16 protein-coding genes and 2 pseudogenes are annotated in these 23,656 nt (G+C 72.4%); 9 read left to right on the top strand and 9 right to left on the bottom strand.

All coding sequences use genetic code 11. The annotated features are described in order from the left end of the window. Positions 1 to 19: 19 nt before the first annotated feature. Positions 20 to 541 (top strand): GNAT family N-acetyltransferase, encoded by a 522-nt coding sequence (locus MB828_RS05785; protein WP_301647209.1) that lies wholly within the window; start codon positions 20 to 22, stop codon positions 539 to 541. A 75-nt stretch (positions 542 to 616) separates the two neighbouring features. Here the strand turns inward: MB828_RS05785 and MB828_RS05780 are convergent, their stop codons facing one another. After that, entirely contained in the window at positions 617 to 1,675 is a 1,059-nt protein-coding gene (locus MB828_RS05780) for a glycoside hydrolase family 5 protein (protein ID WP_301647208.1), read from the bottom strand. A 258-nt stretch (positions 1,676 to 1,933) separates the two neighbouring features. Between MB828_RS05780 and MB828_RS05775 the strand changes: the two genes are divergently transcribed. After that, entirely contained in the window at positions 1,934 to 3,025 is a 1,092-nt protein-coding gene (locus MB828_RS05775; protein WP_430381334.1) for a LacI family DNA-binding transcriptional regulator, read from the top strand. Between the two features lie 4 nt (positions 3,026 to 3,029). On the opposite strand, the gene MB828_RS05770 is transcribed toward MB828_RS05775, so the two are convergent. Beyond that, on the bottom strand, positions 3,030 to 4,631 hold the full coding sequence (locus MB828_RS05770; RefSeq protein ID WP_301647207.1) for an FAD-dependent monooxygenase: 1,602 nt from the start codon (positions 4,629 to 4,631) through the stop codon (positions 3,030 to 3,032). A 336-nt stretch (positions 4,632 to 4,967) separates the two neighbouring features. Here MB828_RS05770 and MB828_RS05765 point away from each other — a divergent pair, with 336 nt between their 5' ends. The 3 genes from MB828_RS05765 to MB828_RS05755 all read left to right on the top strand — a co-directional run bounded on the left by MB828_RS05765 (position 4,968) and on the right by MB828_RS05755 (position 7,616). Next, positions 4,968 to 5,924: a GlxA family transcriptional regulator gene (locus MB828_RS05765; protein ID WP_046727113.1), complete on the top strand. Its 957-nt coding sequence runs from the start codon at positions 4,968 to 4,970 to the stop codon at positions 5,922 to 5,924. A gap of 106 nt (positions 5,925 to 6,030) precedes the next feature. Next, positions 6,031 to 7,026 (top strand): type I glyceraldehyde-3-phosphate dehydrogenase, encoded by a 996-nt coding sequence (gene gap / locus MB828_RS05760; RefSeq protein ID WP_301647206.1) that lies wholly within the window; start codon positions 6,031 to 6,033, stop codon positions 7,024 to 7,026. A 107-nt stretch (positions 7,027 to 7,133) separates the two neighbouring features. Then, positions 7,134 to 7,616 carry an iron chaperone gene (locus tag MB828_RS05755; protein WP_133023033.1) on the top strand — a complete coding sequence of 161 codons (483 nt, stop codon included), beginning with the start codon at positions 7,134 to 7,136 and terminating at the stop codon, positions 7,614 to 7,616. Between the two features lie 57 nt (positions 7,617 to 7,673). Here the strand turns inward: MB828_RS05755 and MB828_RS05750 are convergent, their stop codons facing one another. Continuing rightward, positions 7,674 to 8,918 (bottom strand): ThuA domain-containing protein, encoded by a 1,245-nt coding sequence (locus MB828_RS05750; RefSeq protein WP_301647205.1) that lies wholly within the window; start codon positions 8,916 to 8,918, stop codon positions 7,674 to 7,676. 165 nt (positions 8,919 to 9,083) lie between these two features. Between MB828_RS05750 and MB828_RS05745 the strand changes: the two genes are divergently transcribed. Beyond that, positions 9,084 to 9,665, top strand: coding sequence for an antibiotic biosynthesis monooxygenase (locus MB828_RS05745; RefSeq protein ID WP_301647204.1), 582 nt, complete (start codon positions 9,084 to 9,086; stop codon positions 9,663 to 9,665). Between the two features lie 43 nt (positions 9,666 to 9,708). After that, positions 9,709 to 10,650, top strand: coding sequence for a D-2-hydroxyacid dehydrogenase family protein (locus MB828_RS05740; RefSeq protein WP_301647203.1), 942 nt, complete (start codon positions 9,709 to 9,711; stop codon positions 10,648 to 10,650). Positions 10,651 to 10,661: 11 nt separating this feature from the next. On the opposite strand, the pseudogene MB828_RS05735 reads toward MB828_RS05740, so the two are convergent. From MB828_RS05735 to MB828_RS05725, 3 genes and pseudogenes are all read right to left on the bottom strand, one after another. Beyond that, a pseudogene (locus tag MB828_RS05735) lies at positions 10,662 to 12,243 on the bottom strand (serine/threonine-protein kinase). Between the two features lie 43 nt (positions 12,244 to 12,286). After that, the gene (locus tag MB828_RS05730; protein WP_301647268.1) at positions 12,287 to 13,804 is read right to left on the bottom strand and encodes a hypothetical protein; all 1,518 of its coding nucleotides are present in this window, start codon (positions 13,802 to 13,804) and stop codon (positions 12,287 to 12,289) included. A 362-nt stretch (positions 13,805 to 14,166) separates the two neighbouring features. Beyond that, positions 14,167 to 16,635 carry a SpoIIE family protein phosphatase gene (locus MB828_RS05725; RefSeq protein WP_301647202.1) on the bottom strand — a complete coding sequence of 823 codons (2,469 nt, stop codon included), beginning with the start codon at positions 16,633 to 16,635 and terminating at the stop codon, positions 14,167 to 14,169. 211 nt (positions 16,636 to 16,846) lie between these two features. Between MB828_RS05725 and MB828_RS05720 the strand changes: the two genes are divergently transcribed. Continuing rightward, positions 16,847 to 18,931, top strand: coding sequence for a SpoIIE family protein phosphatase (locus tag MB828_RS05720; RefSeq protein WP_301647201.1), 2,085 nt, complete (start codon positions 16,847 to 16,849; stop codon positions 18,929 to 18,931). Here the strand turns inward: MB828_RS05720 and MB828_RS05715 are convergent. From MB828_RS05715 to MB828_RS05705, 3 genes and pseudogenes are all read right to left on the bottom strand, one after another. Continuing rightward, a complete protein-coding gene (locus MB828_RS05715; RefSeq protein WP_301647200.1) occupies positions 18,928 to 20,604 on the bottom strand; it encodes a tetratricopeptide repeat protein in 1,677 nt (558 codons plus the stop codon). The genes MB828_RS05720 and MB828_RS05715 overlap by 4 nt on opposite strands. Before the next feature lie 130 nt (positions 20,605 to 20,734). Beyond that, positions 20,735 to 21,415: pseudogene (locus MB828_RS05710) on the bottom strand (polysaccharide deacetylase family protein); the annotation flags it as partial. Then, the gene (locus tag MB828_RS05705) at positions 21,415 to 22,083 is read right to left on the bottom strand and encodes a glycoside hydrolase family 11 protein (protein WP_301647198.1); all 669 of its coding nucleotides are present in this window, start codon (positions 22,081 to 22,083) and stop codon (positions 21,415 to 21,417) included. The pseudogene MB828_RS05710 and the gene MB828_RS05705, both read right to left, overlap by 1 nt. 353 nt (positions 22,084 to 22,436) lie before the next feature. Between MB828_RS05705 and MB828_RS05700 the strand changes: the two genes are divergently transcribed. Further along, positions 22,437 to 23,606: a PP2C family protein-serine/threonine phosphatase gene (locus tag MB828_RS05700; RefSeq protein ID WP_301647197.1), complete on the top strand. Its 1,170-nt coding sequence runs from the start codon at positions 22,437 to 22,439 to the stop codon at positions 23,604 to 23,606. Positions 23,607 to 23,656: the final 50 nt, after the last annotated feature.

Here is a 23,656-nt window from a genome sequence, read left to right as displayed (position 1 = left end):
GTTGCCTACCGTCCTCCCCATGCCCGAGCTCCAGTTGCTCCGTCCTGACCACGCCCCGGCGCTCCTCGTCTTCGAGCGGGAGAACCGCGCCTACTTCGCGGCGTCGATCCCCGACCGCGGGGACGACTTCTTCGCCCGCTTCGACGAGGTGCACCGTGCGCGGCTGGCCGAACAGGCCGCCGGGATCTGCTACTTCCACGTACTGGTCGACGCGGCCGGCGAGGTGCTGGGCCGGATCAACCTGGTGGACGTGGCGGACGGCGCCGCCGATCTGGGCTACCGGATCGCGGAGCGCGCCACCGGGCGGGGACTGGCCACCTCGGCCGTACGGGAGATCTGCCGGCTCGCCGCCGCCGACTACGGGCTGAGCGCCCTGCGAGCCGCCGCGAGCCTGCGGAACGCGGCGTCCCGGGCCGTCCTGACCCGGACCGGCTTCGTCGTCACCGGCGAAACCGTGCTCTCCGGCCGCCCGGCCCTGACCTACCTGCGTACCCTCGACGCCGCCCCCGGCCACCCCACGGGCACACCCGTGGAGCCGTGAGCAGGCCAGGGAGCTCCGCCGGGCACCGGACGTCGGCCGCGACGCTCGTGGACGTCGCGGCCGACGCCCGGTGGGTCAGCCGGCGACGGGCCTGCCGCGGCCCCAGGCCCAGGCGAGGCGGTCGGCGCCGGACTGGTTGGTGGTGGCCAGCCAGGGGCGGGAAGGGTCGCCGACCAGCTTCTGGATCGAGTACGTGTCGTCGGTGCGCAGGCCCGGCCAGTACACCGAGCCCATGCCGAGCTTGCGGAACAGGTCGGTGTCGGCCTGGATGAAGTTGACGGAGTTGTCGTCGGGCGCGGGCTTGTCGTAGTCGAGGCCCGTGGTCATCGGGGCGCCGAACTCGTCGGCGACGGTGCGGCCCGCGCAGTCGCCGAGGCGTTCCTTCAGGTCGGCGGCCCACTGGTCGTAGGTGGCGTAGCTCTTCCAGAACCCGTAGTGGTGCAGGGAGAGATAGGTGCCCTTCAGGCGCGGGTCCGCGCAGACGGTGGTGACGTGGTCGTTGTAGCCGGCGCCGCTGACGAAGACCCGGTCGTGCGGCACGGACGGGTAGGTGGCCAGCCACTTCGCGGCGAGGTCGGCCCACTGGGCGTCGGTGTAGCCGTGCGGCTCGTTCATCGGCTCGAAGTAGACGTGCGGGTCGTGCCGGTAGGTCTTCACGACGGTGTCCCACATCGGCCAGTAGGTGGCCTCGTCGTCGATGAAGCCGTCCTTGTTGGCGCCCGTCCCCTCCCAGTAGGAGACGATCACCTTGAAGCCCTGCGCGGAGGCCGCGTCGATGACCCCGCGGTACGACTTCCAGTACGAGCCGTTCACCGTGTACGGGTTGATGGGCAGCCGTACGGTGTTGGCCCCGAGGTTGGCACGGAAGGCCGCGATCACCCGGGTCGCCTTGGCGTAGGTCCGGGCGTAGCCGTCGGAGAGCGACAGGCCGGAGAGGACCACCGGGTCGTCGGCGTAGTTGTCGCGGGGGTCGGCCCAGTTGACGCCCTTGAACTGGCTGGTGCCGTGGCCCGGAACGGCGGCGGAGGCCGGGCTGCCGGTGAGGGTCGTGGCGCCCACCGCGGCGACCGCGACCGCCGCGAGGGCGGCGCGGGTGCGGGGGGTGACACGGGTTCTGGCTGGGGTCTTGCGCATCAACGTGCCCTTTCAGGAGACGGCGGCTCGACGCGAGGGGGGATCGGGGCCCAGGTCACGTGTTCACGTAAACATCAGGTGGTCGTGTTTACGTGAACATCGTCTGCGCGACGACCGGACGGGATCTCCGTCCGGGCTGGTCACACGGCGATGTTCACGTAAACTCGAAAGCGTCGGAATCGTGGCACCCGCTCCTGCGGCCGTCAAGATTCCCGGTCGCGACTTCCCGTGCCTGACGGGGATTTGAGGGGTGGGGCGATGGGTCCGGACGAGCCGGAGGGGCGGGTAGCGGCGGCCGCGGGCGGGGCCGGGCGGGATGGCGCCGGGGTGCCGGGCGGGCGCCGTAAGCAGCGGGTCTCCATGGCGGACGTGGCCGAACTCGCCGGTGTCTCCTCGCAGACGGTCTCGCGGGTCTCCAACGGCCGTCCGGGGGTGATCGGTTCCACCCGGGAACAGGTGCTGGCCGCGATGCGGGAGCTGGGCTACCGGCCCAACAGCGCGGCACGCGCCCTGCGTTACGGCCGGTTCAACACCATCGGCGTGATCCTGTTCAGTCTCTCCTCGACGGGCAGCAGCCGCACCGTGGAGGCGATCGCCACCCATGCCGCGGCCGAGGGCTACGCGATCACCCTCATCCCCATCGACGTGGCCACGCAGGACAACGTGCTGGGTGCCTTCACGCGGATGGGCGAGCTGGCCGTGGACGCCGTCATCGTCATCATGGAGATCCATCTGCTCGACACCAGCACCGTACAACTGCCGCCGGGGGTCCATGTGGTGGTCGTGGACTCGGACGCCGGGGACCGCTACTGCGTGGTCGACACCGACCAGGCCGACGGCGCGCGCAAGGCCGTACGGCATCTGCTGGAGCTGGGCCACCGGACGGTGTGGCATGTGACGGGTCCGGAGTCGTCGTACGCGGCTCAGCGCCGCGGTCAGGCCTGGCGGGCCGTGCTGGAGGAGGCCGGGTGCCCGGTGCCGGCACCGCTGCACGGTGACTGGTCCGCCGAGTCCGGTCACGCGGCCGGACTGCTGCTCGCCGAAGTCCCGGAGTGCACCGCCGTGTTCGCGGCCAACGACCAGATGGCGCTCGGTCTGCTGCGCGCCTTCCACGAGCGGCGGCGGTCCGTCCCGGCGGACATCAGTGTCGTCGGCTTCGACGACACCGCCGACGCGCCCTTCTTCACCCCGCCCCTGACCACCGTGCACCAGGACTTCGCCGAGGTCGGCCGGCGGTGCGTGCAGCGGGTCCTGCGTCAGATCCGCACCGGTGACGACTCCCGTCCCGGTACCGACCTCGTCCCCACCCGTCTCGTGGTCCGGGGCAGCACCGCCCCGCCGGGCGGCTGACGGCTCACCCGGCCGGCGGGAGCGCCGTGACGGCGGCCAGGGCGTCGCGGAGCGTGCTGCCGTGCGGCGGCGGCGCGTCCCAGCGGGCCGCGACATGGCCGTCCGGGCGGACCAGGAGGGCCCCGGCGCGCCGGTCCAGTCCGTACCCGGCGCAGTGTTCGCCGGGCAGCGCCTCGACCCGCACCGGCCAGGGGCCGGTGGCCTGGCTCAGCCAGCGGTCGGGAGCGGGCGTGAGCAGGGTGAACCACTCCCCGAGCGTGTCGAGGGTGGAGCGGCCGGGGGCCAGCCAGTGGTGCGGCATGCGGTGGCCCGGCCGGGCGGTGGGAACGTACTCGGTACCAGCGAGGCCGGGTCCGGTACCGGAGGGAGCGGGACGAGTACCGCGGGGCCGGGGTGACCCGTGCTCGTGGAGGACGGCCGCGGACTCGTACGTCACACCGAGCACGAGGCCGAGCTGGGCGAAGTACCTTTCCGACCAGGGAAGTTCGACGGGTCCCGAGCCCCCGGCGCGCAGTTGTCCGGTGCGCAGCCGCTGCACCTGGAGCAGGAGCCGGGTGTTGTCGACCGCCTGGCGGAGGGTCTCCCGGGCGACCGGTTGCCGTTCCGTCTCGTAGGTCGCGAGCAGACCTGGTCCGGCCCAGCCCTGGAGCACTCCGGCGAGTTTCCAGGACAGGTTGTGCGCGTCGGCGACTCCGGCGTTCATGCCGAGGCCGCCGATGGGCGGTACCGCGTGCGCAGCGTCACCGGCCAGGAAGACCCGGCCGTCGCCGAAGCTGTCGGCGACGTGCGCGGTCATCGACCAGTGCTGGACCCGGACCACCTCGGCCCGCACGTCCGCGTCGGGGCCGAGGGCGCGCGACACCAGGCCGGACCAGTCGGCGGGCCCGGCGGCCGGCGGTGTGGCGCCGAACCAGGCCCAGCCGCCCTCGGGGTAGAGCGGGGTGAAGGTGCCGAACGTGGTGAAGTAGACCCCTGCGGGCTGGTGCGCGCACCAGCGGGACAGGTCGGCGTCGAACACGACGGTGGTGAAACTGCCGAGCGCTCCGGGGCCGGTGGCCTTGATGCCGAGCCGTTCACGGACGGTGGAGTTCGCCCCGTCGGCGGCGAGCAGGTATCCGGCGCGGACGCGGGTCCGCGTCCCGCTGCCGGCGTCGACGAGTTCGGCGCGGACACCCGCGGCCGTCTCCTCCAGGTCGACGAGTTCGGTCCCGAACCGCACCTCTCCCCCGGCCGCGGCCAGCAGGATGGGCTCCAGCCGGTCCTGCGAGGTGACCACTCCGGTCACCGGGCTCTCGGGGACCGGATCGTGCACGCCTACCATCGCGGCGGTGGCGAAGTCGGGGTCGTGGAGGGTGTCGCGGAAGCGGACCCGCCCGTACTCGGGTGCGAACGCCCCGGCCGAGACCTCGGCGGCGACGCCGAGCCGCCGGAAGATCTCCATCGAGCCCACGTTGACCAGGCGGGACCGGGGGAACGGGGACAGTTCCCGGCGCTTCTCGACCAGCAGGGCCGGCACGCCCCAGCGCTCCAGCAGTGCCCGGGCGGTGAGCCCGACCGGTCCCCCGCCGACGATCAGCACCGGCACCTCGACATCCGCTCCAGGCATGCCCCCATCATCGGCTCCCGGCCGCCGATCGCCGGCTCCGCCCACGCACGTGCACCCGAACGAGCCCGTTCAGCGGACACAGCCGGCCGCATGGGCCGCCGACCGGGCGACCTGGAGGCCGGAGCCGGAGCCGGGAGCCGGAGCCGGAGCCCGCCGTCAGCCCAGTCGGCGGACCACGCGGCTCAGCCGCTCCGCCCCGTCGCAGCCGGAGCCCGCCGTCGCCGGCTCCAGGCTCCGGGCTCCAGGCGCTCCAGGCGCTCGCCTCCGGGCTCCGGGCTCCGGGCTCCGACGGGGCGGAGCGGCTGTGCGCCGGTCCTGGCCTCGTACCCTTTCGGTGTGTCCGCCAGCCGCCTGCATCGCGTCGCCGTCCTTGTCCTGGAGGGGGCCAAGCCCCTCGACGTCGGTATCCCGGCGCAGGTCTTCACGACCCGGGCGAGCATGCCGTACGAGGTACGGGTGTGCGGGGCGGCGCCCGGCCTCGTCACCGGCGGTGACGGGCTGTCGTACCACGTCGCCCACGGTCTGGACGCGCTGGAGTGGGCGGAGATGGTGTTCGTGCCCGGCTACCGGTTCCCGGACCGCGAGGACCCGCCGCGGGCGGTCGTCGACGCGCTGCTCGCCGCGCACGGCCGGGGCGCGCGGCTGGCCGCCATCTCGACGGGGGCCTTCGCACTCGCCGCGACGGGACTGCTCGACGGCCGGCGGGCCACCACGCACTGGCACTACACGCGGGCGCTCGCCGAGAGGCATCCGCTCGTCAAGGTCGACGAGAACGTGCTGTTCGTCGACGAGGGCAGCGTGCTGACGTCGGCCGGTGCCGCCTCGGGCATCGACCTGTGCCTGCACGTCCTGCGCGGTGACCTGGGCGTGGCCGCCTCCAACCACGCGGCGCGGCGGCTGGTGGCGGCTCCCTACCGCAGCGGCGGCCAGGCCCAGTACGTGCCGCGCAGCGTGCCCGAGCCGCTCGGCGAGCGGTTCGCCGCGACCCGTGAGTGGGCGCTGCACCGGCTGGCCGAGCCGCTCACCCTGGACGCGCTCGCCCGGCACGCCGGGGTGTCGCCGCGTACGTTCTCGCGGCGCTTCGTGGAGGACACCGGGTACACGCCGATGCAGTGGGTGATGCGGGCCCGGATCGACCTGGCCCGCGAACTCCTGGAGCGGTCGGAACGCGGCGTCGAGCAGATCGCCGACGACGTCGGCCTCGGCACCGGCGCGAACCTGCGGCTGCACTTCCAGCGCATCCTCGGCACGACACCGAGCGACTACCGGCGCACCTTCACGAAGGGCGAGTGACACCGCGCCGGGCGGTGGCGGGATCCTTTTGAACAGTGGCGTTCTCGCCGCTGTCCCGGGCGGGCGCGGACGGCGAACCTGGTGGCGTAGCGAAGGGACACCACTCATGACTCGTATCGCCGTCAACGGATTCGGCCGTATCGGACGTAATGTGCTGCGCGCTCTGCTGGAGCGGGACAGCAGCCTGGAGATCGTCGCCGTCAACGACCTCACGGAACCCACCGCGCTGGCGCGGCTGCTCGCCTTCGACTCGACGGCGGGCCGCCTCGGGCGCCCGGTGAGCGTCGACGGGGACGTCCTCGTCGTCGACGGCCGCCGGATCAAGGTGCTCGCCGAGCGCGAGCCGGCCCAGCTGCCGTGGGCCGACCTCGGCGTGGACCTCGTGCTGGAGTCGACCGGCCGGTTCACCTCCGCGAAGGCGGCCCGCGCGCACCTGGACGCGGGCGCGCGGAAGGTGCTGGTCAGCGCGCCGTCGGAGGGTGCCGACGTCACGCTGGCGTACGGCGTGAACACCGACGCGTACGACGCGGAACTGCACACGATCGTCTCCAACGCCTCCTGCACGACGAACGCGCTCGCGCCGCTGGCCGCCGTGCTCGACGAACTTGCCGGTATCGAGCACGGGTTCATGACGACCGTGCACGCCTACACGCAGGAGCAGAACCTCCAGGACGGCCCGCACCGCGACCCGCGGCGGGCCAGGGCCGCGGGGGTCAACATCGTGCCGACCACGACGGGCGCCGCGAAGGCGATCGGTCTGGTGCTGCCGAACCTCGACGGCAAGCTGTCGGGCGACTCGATCCGGGTGCCGGTGCCGGTGGGTTCGATCGTCGAGCTCAACACGACGGTGTCGCGGGACGTGACCCGCGACGAGGTGCTCGCCGCGTACCGCACGGCGGCCGAGGGTCCGCTCGCGGGTGTCCTCGAGTACTCGGACGACCCGCTGGTGTCCTCGGACATCACCGGCAACCCGGCCTCCTCGATCTTCGACTCGGCCCTCACCCGTGTCGACGGCCGCCACGTCAAGGTGGTCGCCTGGTACGACAACGAGTGGGGCTTCTCGAACCGGGTGATCGACACGCTGGAGCTGCTCGCGCGCTGACCGTCGGCGCGGCACGGCACCTCGATCCGGTCAGTTTCGGAGAAGCCCGCGGCGCTGCGGATTCCTAGCATGGAGTCCTCAGCAGGTCCGTCGGAGAGGAACCCGGAATGACGCGCACGCAGACAGCCGCGAAGAGCGCCGCCCCCGCGACCGCCGGGCGGCGCGACGGTTTCACGGACGAGGAACGCGACGCGATGAAGGAGCGGGCGCGGGAGCTGAAGGCGGCGGCCCGCCGGGCCGGGAGCGCGGACAAGGCGGCGGAGGCGGAGCGCGAGGTGCTCGCGAAGATCGCGGAGATGCCGGAGGCGGACCGTGTGCTCGCCGAGCGGATCCACGCCGTCGTCGCGTCCGCCGCGCCGGCCCTGGCGCCGAGGCTCTGGTACGGGATGCCCGCGTACGCCAGGGACGGCAAGGTCGTCTGCTTCTTCCAGAGCGCCCAGAAGTTCAAGTCGCGGTACGCCACGCTCGGTTTCAGCGACCAGGCGTTCCTGGACGACGGGACGCTGTGGCCGACGGCCTTCGCGCTGACGGAGCTGACCCCCGAGACCGAGGCGCGGATCACCGAACTCGTCCGGCGGGCGGCGGGGTGAGTCCGTCGGCCGGACGGTGTGCTGCGGGCCCGCCCGGCCGACGGAGGTCAGGACAGGTCAGGACGGCAGTGTCCAGCTCTGGTTGGCGGCGCCCGAGCAGGACCAGATCTGCAATCGGGTGCCGTTGGCCGAGCTGGGGCCGGTGGCGTCGAGGCACTTGCCCGACTGGGGGTTGACCAGGGACCCGTTCGCGCCGGTCCGCCAGACCTGTGCTCCGGAGCCGTTGCAGTCGTACAGCTGCACCTGGGCGCCGTTGGCGGTGCCGGCCGAGGTCACGTCCATGCACTTGCCGAGCGCGGTGAGGGTGCCGGAGCTGCCGACCGTCCAGTTCTGCGCGGAGGTGCCGTTGCAGTCGTAGAGCTGTACGGCGGTGCCGTTGGCGCTGCTCGCGCCCGCGACGTCCACGCACTTGCCGCCGTAGCCGTGGATCGGGCCGGTGGCGTTCGTGGGCGGGGTGACCGGGCCGGACTGGCCGGACGCCCACTTGATCTCCTGGAGCAGGAGCTGGTTCTGCTGGGCGCTCGCGAACGTCGACGACAGGGTGGTGTTCGTCGAGTAGTCCATCGCGTTGTGGCCGAAGTTGTTGTAGACCATCTTGTAGTTGCGGTTGGACCAGACGATCGGGTAATAGCCGCTGTACCAGGTCTGGTTGGGGTCGGTGCCGATCGGGAAGGTCGACGGGGCCATCGAGGCGAGGATGTCGATGGCCGGGTTCTGCCGCAGGTCGTTCTGCCAGCTGTACCACTCGCTCACCGAGGACGTGATGGTGGACGGGAGGTTCGCGGTCGCCGGGTGCGAGGGGTCGTCGATCTCCAGGGTCTCCTGGGTCGGCCCCCAGGTGTTGCTCCTGAAGGTGCCGGTGCCGAGGAAGGTGTTGTGGTACCAGGGCCAGTCACTGGTGTCGTCGTTGTAGGCCGAGACGTGGAAGCCGATGAACCCGCCGCCGCCCGCCACGTACGTCTGGAAGGCGGACTGCTGTGCCGCGGTGTGGGGGTAGTCGTCGAGGAACATGACCACCTGGTAGTTGGCCAGGGTGGCGGTGTTGAGCCGGCTCCAGTCCGTGGTCGCGGTGTAGGTGAAGCCGTTCTGCGCGCCCGCCTGCGGGAACCAGGAGTTGGCCTCGTGGTCGAAGCTGATGTGTGCCGCGTCGTAGGTGCCGTCGTAGAAGGCGATCACGTTGACGGTGGTGGCGGCGCGGGCGGTGTGCGCGGGCGCGGCCTGGACGCCGAGCACCACGGCGACCAGGGCGAACAGTCTCAACAGGGTGCGGGACCAGGTCATGACGGGGTGGGGGGTGATCATGCGGGGGCCTTCCTCGTGCGCGGCCGTCGGGCGAGAGGTGCGGATGAGCCGCATTGAAGGCCTCGGTACGCGTACATGTCAATGGTGCAGACCAAGTGCTCATGTCGTGGCCGCGGGGTACTCGGGCGATCAGCGGGAGGACCGCCACACCGGGAGGAGGCCGGGATGCGGGGTGACACGGACACCGGGGACCCGGTCACCGTCATGGTGACCCGGGTCGTCGCGCCGGAGCGGGAGGAGGAGTTCGCCCGCTGGGCCGAGGACGTCGACCGGGCGGCGGCCGGCTGTCCCGGCCACCTGGGCGCCGTACGGCTGGACGACGGTCAGGGGCTGCACCACCTCGTCTACCGCTTCGACTCCGCCGAGCACCTCGACGCGTGGGAGCGGTCGGACGTACGGCGCGAGCTGCTGCGGCGCGGCAACCGGATCTCGGAGCCACGGAGCAGTCGCAGCACCGACCTGGCCCCCTGGTTCACCCTTCAGGAACGGAACGTGCCGCCCCGGTGGAAGAGTTTCCTCACCACATGGGCCGCGGCCTATCCCTGCCTGCTGACCATCGCGACGCTGCTGAGGCTGCTGTTCCCCGCCCTGCCGCAGGCCGCGGCCCTGGCCGTCAACTCACTGGTCCTGACGGCCCTCCTCACCTGGGTGATCCAGCCGCGGCTGACCCGCAGGGCGCGTTCGTGGCTGCTGCGGGGAGCCCGGCCCGCGGGCACCAGGGGCACGACGTCCGAGCCGCGCGGCTGACGGGCCCTGTGCCAACCTGGAGGCACGAGCGAAAGGAATCCGCATGAGGATCGCGATCCTGGACGACTACCAGGGCGTCGCGCGGAGCCTGGCCGACTGGGATTCCCTCGGCGCCGACGTGCGGGTCTTCGGGGCACCCTTCGCGAACGAAGCGGACGTGGTGGCGGCCCTCGGCGACTTCGACGTGCTGGTGGCCATGCGCGAGCGGACCGCGTTCCCGTCGTCGACGCTGGGCGCGCTGCCCCGTCTGAAGCTGCTCGTCACCACCGGCCCGGTCAACGCGGCGATCGACGTGCCGGCCGCACGCGACCTGGGGATCACCGTCTGCGGCACGGGCTACTTCCCGCACCCGACGGTCGAGCTCACCTGGGGACTGATCCTGTCCGCGGCGCGCCTGATCCCCCAGCAGGTCGACGCGGTCCGCCGGGGCGGCTGGCAGGAAGGCCTCGGGACGAGTCTGCGGGGCGCCACGCTGGGGCTGCTGGGACTCGGCCGGCTGGGGACCGCGGTGGCGGAGATCGGGCGCGCCTTCGGGATGCGGACCATTGCCTGGAGTCAGCACCTGACCCCCGCCGACGCCGAGGCCAAGGGAGCCGCCCACGTGTCACGGGACGAACTGTTCCGGCGCTCCGACGTACTGAGCGTCCACGTCGTGCTCAGCGACCGCACCAGGGGCCTGGTCGGCGCCCGCGAACTGGGCCTGATGAAGCCGACGGCCGTCCTCGTGAACACCTCGCGCGGGCCCGTGGTGGAGGAAGAGGCCCTGATCACGGCACTGACCGAGAAGAGGATCGCGTCCGCGGCCCTGGACGTCTTCGACCGTGAGCCGCTGCCCGCCGGCCACCCGTTGCGTTCCCTGCCGAACGCGGTCGTGACCCCGCACATCGGGTACGTGAGCCGGGACCTGTACGAGGTGTTCTACCGGGACGCCGTCGAGGACATCGCCGCCTGGCAGGCCGGAACCCCGGTCCGCGTCCTCTCCTGACCGACCCGGCTTCAGCCGTCGTACGGCATCACCTTGACGGTCTTCCCCTTCTTGTCGGTCTGGAGGTATCCGGTCTGGCTGTGGTCGTTGCTGAGGTAGACGGACATCCCGGCGGGGTCGCCGAAGGCGTTGCCCGGCAGGATCAGCACCAGGTAACGGGTGTCGGGGTCGGGCACCTTGAGCTTCTCACCGGCCTCGGTGAGGAGCGAGGGCACCTTGTCCCAGTCGTAGCCGTCCAGGGTGACGGGCTTGTCGTCGCCGCTCACGTGCCCGCTGATGACGTCCTTCCGCACGCCCTGGCCCGGGCGGTAGGTGTACATGTCGTACGCGGCGTCGTCGCCCTTCACCATCAGGTTGGCGACCACGTACTCCGGATAGACCGTGAGACTGGCGTACCGGTCCCGGCCGGTCTCCTTCTCGAAGGCGGCGATCGCCGTGCGGATGCCCTGCGGCGTCAGCAGGTCGGTCGTGGTGGCCCGGCTCCCGGACGTGGGTGAGCCGGTGGCGTCGTCCGGCGCGGACGCCGTGGCGGACGTGGTGCCGGAGCCCGTGGGGCCGTTGGCGTGGGTGCCCGTGCCGGGCAGCTGGGTCCACACCAGGGCACCCGCGAGGGCGATGCCCGCGGTGGGCAGGACCAGCAGCGTCCACCGGCGGCGGCCGGGCGGGGGCGCGGCGGGGTGCGGAACCGTGTCCCGTGGCGGCGCGGCCGGCGGCCGCAGGGGGAAGGACGTGGGCGACTCGGTCCGGTCGGGCTGCCGGGCGGCTTCGGCCAGCATCCGGTCCAGCTGCCGGGCGGGCGCCGGGGTCGCGGACGAGGACGCGGCTGAGGACGTCCGTGAGCGGGCCCGCCTGAACCGGCGGGGGAACGTCCTCCGCGAGGACCGCCGCGAGCGTCGCGAGCGTGGTGCCCCGGCGCAGCGGGTGGTGGCCCTCGACGGCGACGTACAGCATCATCGCGAGCGACCACAGGTCCGCCGCCGGTCCGCCGTCCTTGCCCGAGACGCGCTCCGGTGCCATGTAGTCGGGGGTGCCGATGACCGAACCGGTGGCGGTGAGGGCGGTGGCCTCGCGGACGGCGGCGATGCCGAAGTCGGTGAGGACCGGACGCCCGTCGGGGCGCAGCAGGACGTTGGCCGGTTTGACGTCGCGGTGTTCGATGCCCGCCGCGTGGGCGGCCTGGAGGGCGGCCAGCACCTCGCGGCCCATGCGGGCGGCCTCGGCCGGGTGCATCGGGCCGCGGGCGAGGCGGTCGGCGAGCGAGCCGCCGGTGACCAGTTCCATGACGATCCACGGGTAGGTTCCCGGGCCGCCGTCGACGATGTGATGGATGGTCACCACGTTCGGGTGGTCGACCCGTGCCAGGGCGCGGGCCTCCCGCAGCACCCGTTCCCGCAGCAGCCGGGCCGCCTCCGGGTCGTACTCGGCGAGGCCGGGGTCGGACGGCCGTACCTCCTTGATGGCCACGCTCCGCCGCAGCACCAGGTCGGTGGCGCGCCAGACCATGCCCATCCCGCCGCCACCGAGCCGTGCCGCCAGCTCGAACCGGCCGTCGACAACCCGTCTCGCGGGGTCGCCTCTGCCCTCTTCGCTCATGCGCGGGAGCTTAGTTGGCCGGTCCGACAGCCTCGCACCCCGTTCAGTACCCGGACCCCAGCGACTGCGTCGTGTAGGCGCACTCGGTGTAGACGTAGCCGTAGCGGAGCTTGGCGGTGTCGGAGCCCGGCGTGGCCGAGGTGTCCTTCTTCGGTTGGTGCACGAAGTACGTGGTGCCGGGCGGGAGGCTGATCGTGCGCTGCGGGTAGTCGCGGCCGCTGTCGCTGCACGGCTCCCAGCCGGGGGTGATCGAGCTGGTGAAGGAGTACGCCTTGCAGCCGCCGCACGCCTTCAGCGTGAAGCTGCCGGTGACCGGGCCGGTGTACAGCACGGTGATGTCGTCCGGGCTGTCGTTCTTCACGGTGACGGAGATACCGCCGCCGGACGCCGTGGTGGGCAGTTTCCTGCCGGCGGCCGGGAGGGTCTGGGCGACCTCGGCGCCGATGGCGATCTTCCGGGCGCGGTCGCCGTTGTGGTCGTGCGGGTTGTCGGTGACGAACTGCTGCATGGTCTCCTGCGCCTTGGCGTAGTCGCCGTCCTTGTACTGCTTGACGCCGCACTGGTACTCCCCCGCGTCGCCGCTGCGGTCGGCGCGGGTGGCGACCTTGCCCAGGGCGCCGGACTGCGCGCCGGACACGCCGGACAGCTGGACGATCTGGGAGTTCAGGGTGTGCAGCCGCTCGACGGCGGTGCACGGATCGGATCCGGACACGGCCTTCGCCGCCTTCTTCTCGGCCGCGTCCACGGCCGGCACGACCTTGGCGGCCTGCGCCGAGTCCGGGAAGGTGCCCAGCAGGTCGTCGAACCGGGCCACCCAGTCGGTGCCGTCGCCGGCCAGGCCGTCCGCTCCGCACTCGTACAGCGAGGTGGCCAGCCGGTCGTCGGGCCAGTGGGCGAGCGTGCCGAGCTGGTCCTTCGGCATGGAGTTGGGCACCGTCCGCAGGTACTTCAGCGGGGCGACGGCCGTGCAGTAGTCCTGGTGGCCGTAGGCCGCCGCGACGGTCGTGTAGTAGGTCCGCAGCCGGTCCGGGACCTGGGCGGCGGCCCGGGAACCGGAGTGGTTCACGGCGAGGTCGCGGTAGACGGCCAGGGCGTCCCGGTAGTCGGCCTCGGCACCGGTGAAGTCGTGCTCGGCGGCCGCGGTGACCTGTTCGTCGGCCCGGTCGAGCCGGTCGAGGAGCGCGCGTTGCACGGCTTCCTGGCGGGCGCTGTCGTACCAGAGCGCGCCACCGACGGGGACGGCGAGGAGAGCCATGCCCAGCAGGAGGGCGACGGGCCGCCGGCCCGGCCACACCAGCGTGGTGCGCAGGCCGACGAACGCGCCGTGCACGGCCGCCAGCAGCAGGAGGACGAGGTAGCAGACGAGTGCGGCGCCGGGTACGCCGTCGGCGTCCGCGGGCAGCGCCACGAGGAGCAGGACGACGGTCGCCGCCAGACACACGGCCGTCAGGAGCCGTCTTCGGACGAGCAGGTAACCGAGGCCCAGTCCGCTCAGGTTGAGGAGGGCCACGGTGGCGGCCCGCAGGCCGTCAGGCGGCGCGGGCGGCGGACTCGACGGCATGGGCGGGACGAAGGGCCCCGGGGCCGGAAAGCCGTGCGGCGGGGGCAGGAAGCCCTGCGGCGGGAGGGCCGGGCTCTGCTGCGGACCCATGGCGCCCTGCTGCGGACCCGTGGGGTTCGGCGGCAGGCCCGTGGGGTTCGGCGGCGGGAACCCATATCCCGGCGGAGCCGGGTTCGGGGAGCCCTGGCCCGGGGGCCTGTCGTTCGGCGGTTGCTGGTTCGGGCCGTGCGTTTCCCCGGACATGGCGGCTCCCCCAATTGCTGCCGAATCCTCATCAATTGACAGCGTACGGCCAAACGTGCGCATTCGACAGAGCCCCGGCCGCCCCCCCCTGCCGGGTCACCCCGCCGTCCCGCTCTCGCTCACCGCCCCGGGATCTCCTGCTCGGCCCAGATGACCTTTCCCTCACCGGTGTAGCGGGCACCCCACCGGTGGGCGAGCTGGGCCACCAGGAAGAGGCCGCGACCGCCCTCGTCGGTGCTGCGGGCGTGCCGCAACCGCGGTGCCGTACTGCTGCCGTCGGCGACCTCGCAGGTCAGCCGGGTGTCACGGAGCAGCCGCAGCCGGATGGGCGGTTCGGCGTAGCGGATGGCGTTGGTGACCAGTTCGCTGACGATGAGTTCGGTGGTCACCGCCAGCTCGTCGTAGCCCCATGCCTCCACCTGGTTCACCGCCTTGGCCCGGACCTCGCCCACGGCGGCCGGGTCGACCGGTACGTCCCAGGAGACGACGTGGTCGGTGCCCAGGGCGTGGGTGCGGGCCAGCAGCAGGGCGATGTCGTCGGGCTGGGGAACGGGGACCAGTTGCTGCACGGCCGACACGCACAGCGTGCCGAGGTCCGCGTCCGGGACCGAAAGGGCCGCCCGCAGCCGGGACATGCCCAGCTCCACGTCCCGGTCGGCACCTTCGATGAGGCCGTCGGTGTAGAGGCCCAGCAGGCTGTTCTCGGGGAGTTCCAACTCGGTGGACTCGAAGGCCATGCCGCCCAGCCCGAGCGGCGGGCCTGCGGGCATCTCCGGGAACCAGACCCGCCCGTCGGGCGCCGCGACGACCGGCGGCGGGTGCCCGGCCCGGGCCATGGCGCACCGCCGGGTCACCGGATCGTAGACCGCGTACAGACAGGTCGCCCCGACGAACGTGGCCGTGCTGCCCTCGGAGGCCGTGCCCGAGTTCTCCTCCTCCCCGAGCCGCAGCACGAGGTCGTCGAGGTGGGCGAGGAGTTCGTCGGGCGGCAGCTCCATGTCGGCGAGGGTCTGGACGGCGGTGCGCAGCCGGCCCATGCTGGCGGCCGCGGTGAGGCCGTGGCCGACCACGTCGCCGACGACCAGGCCGACCCGGGCGCCGGACAACGGGATCACGTCGAACCAGTCGCCGCCGACGCCGTCCGCGGCGTCCGCCGGCAGGTAGGAGGAGGCCACGTCGAGGGCCGTACCGCCGCTCAGGGCCTGGGGCAGCAGGCTGCGCTGGAGGGTGACCGCGGCCGTGTGCTCCCTCGTGTACCGGCGGGCGTTGTCGACGCAGACGGCGGCGCGCGCGACCAGTTCCCGGGCGAGCAGGACGTCGTCGGGCTCGAAGGGGACCGGGTTGACCGAGCGGGCGAACGTGGTGAGGCCGAGGGCGGTGTTGCGGGCCCGCATCGGGACCGAGATGAGGGTGTGCAGCCCGAATTCCCGGATGCGGGCCGTCCGCGCGGGCTGCTCGGTGACCCACAGGTGGTCCTCCGGGTCGAGTTCCGGGATGAGGATCGGTTCGCCCTTGATGAGGAGGTCGAGGCCGTGCGGCGGCGGCAGGAAGTCCACGCGGTCGCCGATCCGCGCCACCGCCTCGGGGCTGCCCTCACGGACGGTCTTCAGCGCGGCGCGCCGCATGGCGGGCCGGACGGGCGCCGGGCCGGCGTCGGTCAGCCAGGTGCCGTGCCCCTCGGTGCTGAGAACGGGCTCCAGGAGGTCGACGATGACGAAGTCGGCGAACCGGGGGACCGCGAAGTCGGCGAGTTCCTGGGCGGTGCGCAGTACGTCCAGGGTGGTGCCGATCCGGGTGCCGGCCTCGTTGACCAGGGAGAGCAGCTGCCGGGCGTTCCAGCGTTCGGTGACGTCGGTGACCAGGTAGCAGACCCCGGTCACGGAGTCGTCGGGGTCGACCAGGGGGAAGAACGACGTGGAGTAGGCGCGCTGGCGGTGCGGGTCCGACCAGCTCCAGCCGAGGTACTCGTAGTCGGTGACCGGCTCCCGGGTCGCCAGCACCTTGCGCATCAGGCCTTCGATGGTGGCCCCCTGCAAACCGGGCAGCAGTTCGCTCAGCCGCCGGCCCAGGCGCTGTTCGCGGGGCACTCCGCCGAACTGCTCCAGGGTGTCGTTCAGCCAGACGTAGCGCAGCTCCGGGTCCATGACGGCCATGCCGATCGGCGCGCGGGTGAGGAAGCCGTCCAGGACGGACTGCCCGGCCGTCCACTCGGGCCGCTGCTCGCGCGCCGAGAGCAGGAAGCACTCCTCGCCGCCGATACGGAAGGCCGCGGAGACCCGCAGGTCGACGAGGACGCTGCGGCCGTCGCGGTGCCGAACGGGGACCAGCCCGCTCCAGCCCATGCCGGAGCGGCAGCGCTCGGCGACCCCGGCGGCGCGGGCCGGGTCGGCGCGCAGGGCGAGCAGCCGCGCCGCGGGGTGGCCGGTCACCTCGGCGGGCGGGTATCCGAGCAGCGCCTCGGCACCGCGCGTCCAGCCGACCACGACGCCCCCGGCCGACAGCACCGCCGCCGCGTCGCTGGAGGCGTCGAGCAGATCGCGCGGTCCCACGGAAGCCGGCCCGTCGACATCTCTTCGCGGAGAATCCATTGGTCACATCCTCCAGATATCACCCATGTTCCTGCTTGTCCCACCGATACGCACGGCCCGCCCGGGAGGCGGGGCGGATCCGGCGGACAGGGTTCCGCGGGATCCGGGGTACCCGTTCTTGAGTTGGGCGAGCGGCGGGCCGGGGGCAGCATGGAAGTGCCGCTTCAGCGGCATCGGCATCGGCCCGGCGGCCGGTGGAGGTGGTTGAGGGATGGCTGTGGGTTCCCTGCGGTCCGGTGGCGCCGGCGGTTCCGGTGACGAGGAGTACGGCGCCGGGAGACCGCGTCCGACCGGTCTGCTGGACGTGCTGAGCGTGGCCGCGGTGGCACTGGACACGCAGGGCCGGATCGTGTTCTGGACCCCGCAGGCCGAGGATCTCTTCGGGTACACGGCTGACGAGGCGCTGCGCAAGAACGCGGCGCGCCTGCTCGTCGACCCCGTGAACCTGAAGGCCGTGGTGGGTCTCTTCACGGAGGTGCTGGAGACCGGCCGGAGCTGGGCGGGCGCCTTCCCGGTCCGGCACAAGGACGGCAGCAGCCGGCTGACGGAGTTCCGCACCATGCGGCTGCTCGACGATCTCGGCGACGTCTACGCGCTGGGCATCGCCGCCGACCACACCCTGTTGCAGCGGGTGGAGACCGACCTGGCGCTGTGCGAGCGGCTGATCAACCAGTCCCCCATCGGTCTGGCCCTGCTCGACCCCGACCTGCGCTATCTGCTGGTGAACCCGGCGCTGGAGCGGATCGACGGCGTTCCCGCCGAGGAGCACATCGGCCGTCACCTGCGGGAGACGCTGCCGCTGCCCGACATCGACACGGTGGAGTCGGCGCTGCGCCAGGTGCTGACCACCGGCACGCCGCTGCTCGACCAGTACCACGTGGGCCGTACGCCGGCCGATCCGGATCACGATCACGCCTGGTCGCTGTCGTTCTACCGGCTGGAGGACCCCGGCGGCCGGACCCTGGGCGCGGCGACGTCGGTCGTCGACGTCACGGAGCGGCATCGCGCGGCGGCCGAGGCCGACCGGGCCCGGCGCCGGCTCACCCTGATCGCGGACGCCTCGGCGCGGGTGGGCACCTCGCTGGAGGTGGAGCGCACGGCCCATGAACTGGCCGAGGTCGCCACCCCGGTCCTGGCGGACGTGGTCGCGGTGGACGTGCTGGACTCGGCGCTGGCCCTGCGCCGGTCGCGCCGTCCGGACAACGGGCCCGAGCTGTTCCGTGCCCTCGCCCTGACGGCGGACCAGCCCACGGTCGCGCTGCGGGCCGCCGATCCGCCGGGCGGCCTCGCCACCTACGAGGGCGACCGGCTCGTGACGCTCTGTGTGCACACCGCCCGGCCGGTCCTGGTCCCGCGGGTCGGCGCGCACGACCTGCCGCGCATCGCACGGGACGCCGAGGGAGGCGAGCTGCTGGCGCTGGCCGGTGTCCACTCGTACCTCGCCGTGCCCCTCATCGCCCACGGCGAGGTACTCGGCGTCCTCGACCTCAAGCGCACCCGCAATCCGCTGCCCTTCGACGAGGACGACGTGTTGCTCGCCACCGAGCTGGCCGGGCGCGCGGCGGTGGCGATCGACAACGCGCGCTGGTTCCAGAGCGTGCGCAACACCGCCCTCACCCTCCAGCGCAGCCTGCTGCCCGACCACCCGCCGCACCAATCGGGCCTGGAGCTGGCCTCCCGCTACCAGCCCGCGCAGGCGACCAGCGAGGTGGGCGGTGACTGGTACGACGTGATCCCGCTGTCGGGAGACCGGACGGCGCTGGTCGTCGGTGACGTCATGGGCAACGGCATCGACGCGGCCGCCACCATGGGCCGGCTGCGTACCGCCACCTGCGCGTACGCGGACCTGGAGCTGCCCCCGGCGGCGGTGCTCCGGCACCTGGACAAGATCACCTGCGATCTGGAGCACTACATCGTGACCTGCCTGTACGCGGTGTACGACCCGCACACCAGGCGCTGCGAGATCGCCAACGCGGGTCACATGCCACCCGCGCTGGTCCATTCCGGGGTGCCGCCGGTCCTGCTGGAACTGCCGCCGGCCGCGCCGCTGGGCGTCGGGGGCGTCACGTTCGAGACCACGTCCGTCGTGCTGGCCGAGGGCGACCTGCTGGTGCTGTACACCGACGGTCTGGTGGAGACCCGCCGGCACCCGATCGACGACCGCCTGGAGGTCCTGCTCGGATTCCTGGACGAGCCCCAGCGGCCGTTGGAGGAGACCTGCGACCTGCTGCTGCACGGCCTGCGGCACCCGGACGACCACGACGACGTGGCACTGCTGGTGGCACGGGCGCTCTAGGTCCTGTCGGCCCCGGGGGCACCGCAGCAGTCGGTGCGGCAGTAGCAGGAGGCGGTGATCGGTACGTCGGCCGTCGCGGCGGCGAGTCTCAGCTGCTGGGCCACGATCCGCGCCTCGCCGTCCTTGCCGAGGCGGCGCAGGCATTCGTGGAGGCCGTGCAGGGCCCACACGTTGCCCGGGTGCTGGAGGGGCCGGGGCAGGGTGTCGTCCAGGCCGAGGTCGGCGCGGTAGACCGCCTCGGCCTCCTCGACCCGGCCGCGTTCGAGGAGCAGGGCGCCGTAGGCGTGCCGGGTGGGCTGCATCCAGCCCCAGGGTTCGTCGTAGGGAAGGTGGTCGTCCAGCTCGACCGAGCGGCGCAGGGCCGTGAAGGCGGTGTCGAAGTCGCCTTTGCGGTAGGCGAGTTCACCGTCGAGCATGGCGGCGGCGATGGCCAGGATGTCGACGCAGGTGTTGTTGAACAGGGTGCGGGTGGCGGGCACCGCGGCGACGGCGTCGCGGAAGCGGGCGCGTTCCGCCTCGGCCTCGGCGATGCGGCCGGTGGCCGAGTGGGCGACGCCCCGCGCGTAGTGCAGCATCGCGGTGGTCACGCAGTACAGCCGGCGGTCGGCGGGCAGGGGCAGGACGAGGACGTCGTCCCAGCGGCCGAAGCGGATCAGGACGTGCACCCGCATCGCGAGGAACCCCTCCAGCCAGTCGGCCATCGGCGGGCTCGGCACGCGCAGCAGTTCCTCGGGGACGGCGGCTTCGAGGAGGTCGGCGGTATCGAGGGCGTCCTGGAGGCGGCCCAGGAACATCGCGCCGTAGATCCTGAAGTGGAGGTTGTGGCAGCGGTAGAGGGTGTAGAAGTTCATGGCGCCGGCCCGCGCGCGGTACTTCTCGTCGGCGGCGACGGCCGCGCTGTTGTCGGAGACGACGCGCCGGTAGTCGCCGCAGAGGACCTCCAGGTGGGAGGGCATGTGCTGGAGGTGCCCGGCGTCCGGCACGAGGTCGCGCAGCCGGTCGGCGACGGGCAGCGCGGTCTCGGGGGCCGGCGACATCTCCATCAGGTGGATGTAGAGGTGCAGCAGTCCGGGGTGCCGGGTGCCAGCCCCGGTGGCGAGGGCCCGCTCCAGGACGGCCCTGGCCTCCTCCGTGCGGGCGCCCTCCGCGGGCCGGCCGGTGCGGATGTCCCACAGCTGCCAGGGGGTGAGGTTCATCAGGGCGTCGGCGTACAGGGTCGCGACGTCGAGGTCGTCGGGGGCCAGGTCGTAGACGGCGCGCATGCGGTCGGCGTAGGCCGTGCTCCACACCGAGCAGGCCGCGGCGTCCTGGGCGGCGGCCCGTGGGTAGCGGGCGCGCAGCGCCTCGACGAGGGCACGCTCCACGGGCGTCGCACGGACGGCCTTGGCGTGGGCGCGTTCCACGGCGGCGTGGGTGCGTTCCGTCGTACGCGCCAGGTCCCGCTCGTCGAAGAACTCCCAGGGCTTGTTGTAGTTGGGGCCGAGGGCGTAGGCCACCCCCCAGTCGGCCATGGCGCAGTCCGGGTCGGCCGCGCCTGCCGCCTCGAAACAGCGGACGGCCTCCTCGTGGTTGAAGGCGTAGGTCCAGTTCAGCCCCCGGTCGAACCAGGTCTGCGCTGCGGGGGACGACGTCGTGACGCGCCGGCCGTGACTGCCCAGGTCGTAGTAGTCCACGACGGCGAACCTATCGACGGCGGGCCTCGGGGAGGTTGTTGTTCATCCGAAGTCATGAGAAGGGCGCGGCGGTTGACGGACCGCCGCGCCGGCGGTGCCCCTGGTCTCCCAGGAGGCTCCGGCTCGCTCAGGGAGCCACCGCGCGCCCGGTCCCCGGGGAGATCCGCCCGGAGCACAGCCCCTTGGCCGCGAGGGTCCCCGCGATGCGCGGGATCGCGGCCAGGGTGTTGGCCGGCCATTCGTGCATGAGGATGATCTGGCCGTTGGTGAGCCGGGCGACGGCCTGCACGATCGCGTCGGTGCTCGCGCCGTTCCAGTCCTGCGAGTCGACGTCCCAGATGATCTCGGTCAGCCCGTACTTGGCCTCGACCGTGCGCACGGTCGCGTTGGTCTCGCCGTACGGCGGCCGGAACAGGGCCGGCGTGCCGCCGCCGGCGGACGCGACGGCCGACTGGGTGCGGGAGATCTCCGAGTCGATCTGCGCCTGGGTCTCCTGGGTCAGGTGCGGATGCGTGTAGCTGTGGTTGCCGACCCACATGCCCGCGCTCACCTCGGCCCGGACCTGGGCCGGGTAGGCGGCCGCGTACTGGCCCTCGTTGAACATGGTGGCCCGCAGCCCGTTGGCCCCGAGGGCACCGAGCAGGGCCGGGGTGTGGGCGGTGGACGGCCCGTCGTCGAAGGTGAGGCCGACGTAGCCGGCGCAGGCGGCCGCGGGGGCCGGGGCGGCGCCGGCGAGGAGTGTGCCGGCGGCGGCCAGGGCGACGGCGGTCGCCACCAGGGGCCGTGACGAGCGCTCTGCCGGGGTGCCCATCACGCCACCGTGATGGTGGAGTTGCCGCTGCTCTGGTAGCCCTCGGTCGCGAGGATCTGGTAGTAGCTGAAGCTGCCGAGGGGCATGCCGGCCCTGGCCCAGGCGTCGAAGTGGTTGCCGGTGGTGATGGTGCCGCCGGTGCGCTTGGACTGGCGGACGCTCCAGTACTGGTTGAAGGTCTTGGTGCCCTCGACGGACGGGGCGTTGTACCGCGTCGTGAGGTAGATGTCGTAGGTGCCGCCGTCACTGGTGACGCTGCCCTTGTACGTCCCGGTGGGCCGGTAGGTGCCCCAGTTGTCGACGATGTAGTACTCGACGAGCGGGTTCGAGGTCCAGCCGTACAGGGACAGGTAGCCGTTTCCGGAGGGGCTGAAGCTGCCGGAGTAGGTCACGTTGCGGCGGGCTCCGGTGCTCCAGCCCTTGCCGCAGACGAAGTTCCCGGTGTTGCTCCAGCTGGTGCTGTAGTTGCCGCCGGAGCCGAGGGTCATGGAGACCGTGCCCTGGGCGTCGGTCCAGAAGGAGTAGTAGTAGCCGTTGTTGGTGCCGGTCTGGTTCGTGGTGACGACGGTGGCGGCGCGGGCGGTGCCCGGCAGGGCGAGCCCGGCGGCGGCGCCGAGCAGCAGGGCGCCGGCGCTCCGGCGGCTGAGGGCGTGGTCGAGCGGGTTCATGCGATGCCTCCTCGTGGGCCTGTGCGGGTTGCTGCGGGTGTGACGTGGTGGAGTGTTGGTCTGCGCATGTCACCTGTCAACAGTTTCGGTACTTATTTCGAAAGCTGCGGGCGGCCCGATTAGCAATCTCCGCAGTACAGCCCGTCAAATAGGGGATCCGAGATCACCAAGGCCGATATTCGGCCAATTCAAGATCTCATATCCAGGCTTGAAATCCCGAATGTTTCGTAACGGAATTCGAACGCTGTCGACGGTGTCCGGAACATGCCGCTGAGCGGAGCAATCACCGGTGTGTCGGGAGCGGGACCGGGAGGCTGGGCGTCTTGTCGAGACGCGTATTCCAGGAGTCCCGGGTGAGGCACGACGGTCGCTACCCAGCACTGCCCGCGCCCCCCACGTGGATGCGCTGGCTCCCCGTGATGTACGTGGCCGGCGTGCTGGTGGTCGAGCCGATCACCCCCGTGTCGTGGCCGGTGAGCTTCGCCCTGATCGCGCTGCCGCTGGTGACCGCTTTCGCGCATGCGGCGGTCGTCGTCGCCGGCACCACCGTCTTCGCCGTCGGCTTCGAGATGCTGCTGGCCGGCACCCCGTGCTGCGCGGGCCGCCCGGTCGGCTACATCTGGGAACGGCACTACGTGGCCGTCTACGCCTGTACGGCTCTGGTCGGCGCCCTCGGCACGGTCCTGGCCGCGCACCGGATCCGCCGCGAACGCACCCTGGCCGACGTCCGGTTCGTGGCCGAGATCGCGCAGCGCGTCCTGCTCCGGCCGGTGCCGCACCGGATCGGCGACCTGCTCCTCGAGAGCTTCTACCTGTCCGCCGCCGCGGAGGCCCGCATCGGCGGCGACCTCTACGAGGCCGTGCCCACCGCGCACGGGGTACGCCTGCTCATCGGCGACGTGCGCGGCAAGGGGCTGCTCGCGGTGGAGACGGCGGCCGCGATGCTGGGCGCGTTCCGGGAGGCCGCGCACGACGAGTCCGACCTGCACGCGCTGGTGGAGCGGGTGGACGTCAGCATGTCGCGCCGGGCCGACCAGCTGGGCGGCCACGAGGTGGGCGAGCGGTTCGTCACCGCCGTCTTCGCCGAGGTCCCCGACGGCGAGAGGGTGGTCCGCGTCCTCAACTGCGGTCACCCGCCGCCGCTGCTGATCCGCCCCGGCGAGGTGCGCGAGCTGGACCGGGGACAGCCGGGTCCGCCGCTGAACCTCGGCATGCTGGTCGGGGATCCCTACCGCGTCGACACCTACGCCTTCGGGCCCGGCGATCAACTGCTGCTGTACACGGACGGCGTCACCGAGACCCGGGCCCCGGACGGCGCCTTCTACCCCTTGCTCCAGCGGCTGCGCTCCTGGGGCCCGATGCCGCCGCCTGAACTGCTGGCACGGCTCCACCAGGACCTGCTGGACTACAGCCACGACCAACTGCGGGACGACACGGCCGCACTCACCGCGTTCCTGCTGCCCGAGGGAGCGGCCGGACCGCCGAGGGGCGGCCGCGACCGCCCGGACGGCGACGGCTCGTAGACTCACCCCGTGGCATTCCTGAGCACCCCTCACCACTGCTTCCTGTGATC

This window comes from Streptomyces arenae, assembly GCF_022343545.1.
Classification (GTDB): domain Bacteria; phylum Actinomycetota; class Actinomycetes; order Streptomycetales; family Streptomycetaceae; genus Streptomyces; species Streptomyces humi.
Note: the sequence above shows the minus strand (reverse complement) of the source record. Positions and strands in the feature narration are given on the sequence as shown.

Bases quoted from the DNA above. Each gene is read 5' to 3' on its own strand.
- MB828_RS05785 (WP_301647209.1), top strand. From the start codon at position 20: ATGCCCGAGCTCCAGTTGCTCCGTCCTGACCACGCCCCGGCGCTCCTC.
- MB828_RS05780 (WP_301647208.1), bottom strand. From the start codon at position 1,675: ATGCGCAAGACCCCAGCCAGAACCCGTGTCACCCCCCGCACCCGCGCC.
- MB828_RS05775 (WP_430381334.1), top strand. From the start codon at position 1,934: ATGGGTCCGGACGAGCCGGAGGGGCGGGTAGCGGCGGCCGCGGGCGGG.
- MB828_RS05770 (WP_301647207.1), bottom strand. From the start codon at position 4,631: ATGCCTGGAGCGGATGTCGAGGTGCCGGTGCTGATCGTCGGCGGGGGA.
- gap (WP_301647206.1), top strand. From the start codon at position 6,031: ATGACTCGTATCGCCGTCAACGGATTCGGCCGTATCGGACGTAATGTG.
- MB828_RS05755 (WP_133023033.1), top strand. From the start codon at position 7,134: ATGACGCGCACGCAGACAGCCGCGAAGAGCGCCGCCCCCGCGACCGCC.
- MB828_RS05750 (WP_301647205.1), bottom strand. From the start codon at position 8,918: ATGATCACCCCCCACCCCGTCATGACCTGGTCCCGCACCCTGTTGAGA.
- MB828_RS05745 (WP_301647204.1), top strand. From the start codon at position 9,084: ATGCGGGGTGACACGGACACCGGGGACCCGGTCACCGTCATGGTGACC.
- MB828_RS05740 (WP_301647203.1), top strand. From the start codon at position 9,709: ATGAGGATCGCGATCCTGGACGACTACCAGGGCGTCGCGCGGAGCCTG.
- MB828_RS05730 (WP_301647268.1), bottom strand. From the start codon at position 13,804: ATGCCGTCGAGTCCGCCGCCCGCGCCGCCTGACGGCCTGCGGGCCGCC.
- MB828_RS05725 (WP_301647202.1), bottom strand. From the start codon at position 16,635: ATGGATTCTCCGCGAAGAGATGTCGACGGGCCGGCTTCCGTGGGACCG.
- MB828_RS05720 (WP_301647201.1), top strand. From the start codon at position 16,847: ATGGCTGTGGGTTCCCTGCGGTCCGGTGGCGCCGGCGGTTCCGGTGAC.
- MB828_RS05705 (WP_301647198.1), bottom strand. From the start codon at position 22,083: ATGAACCCGCTCGACCACGCCCTCAGCCGCCGGAGCGCCGGCGCCCTG.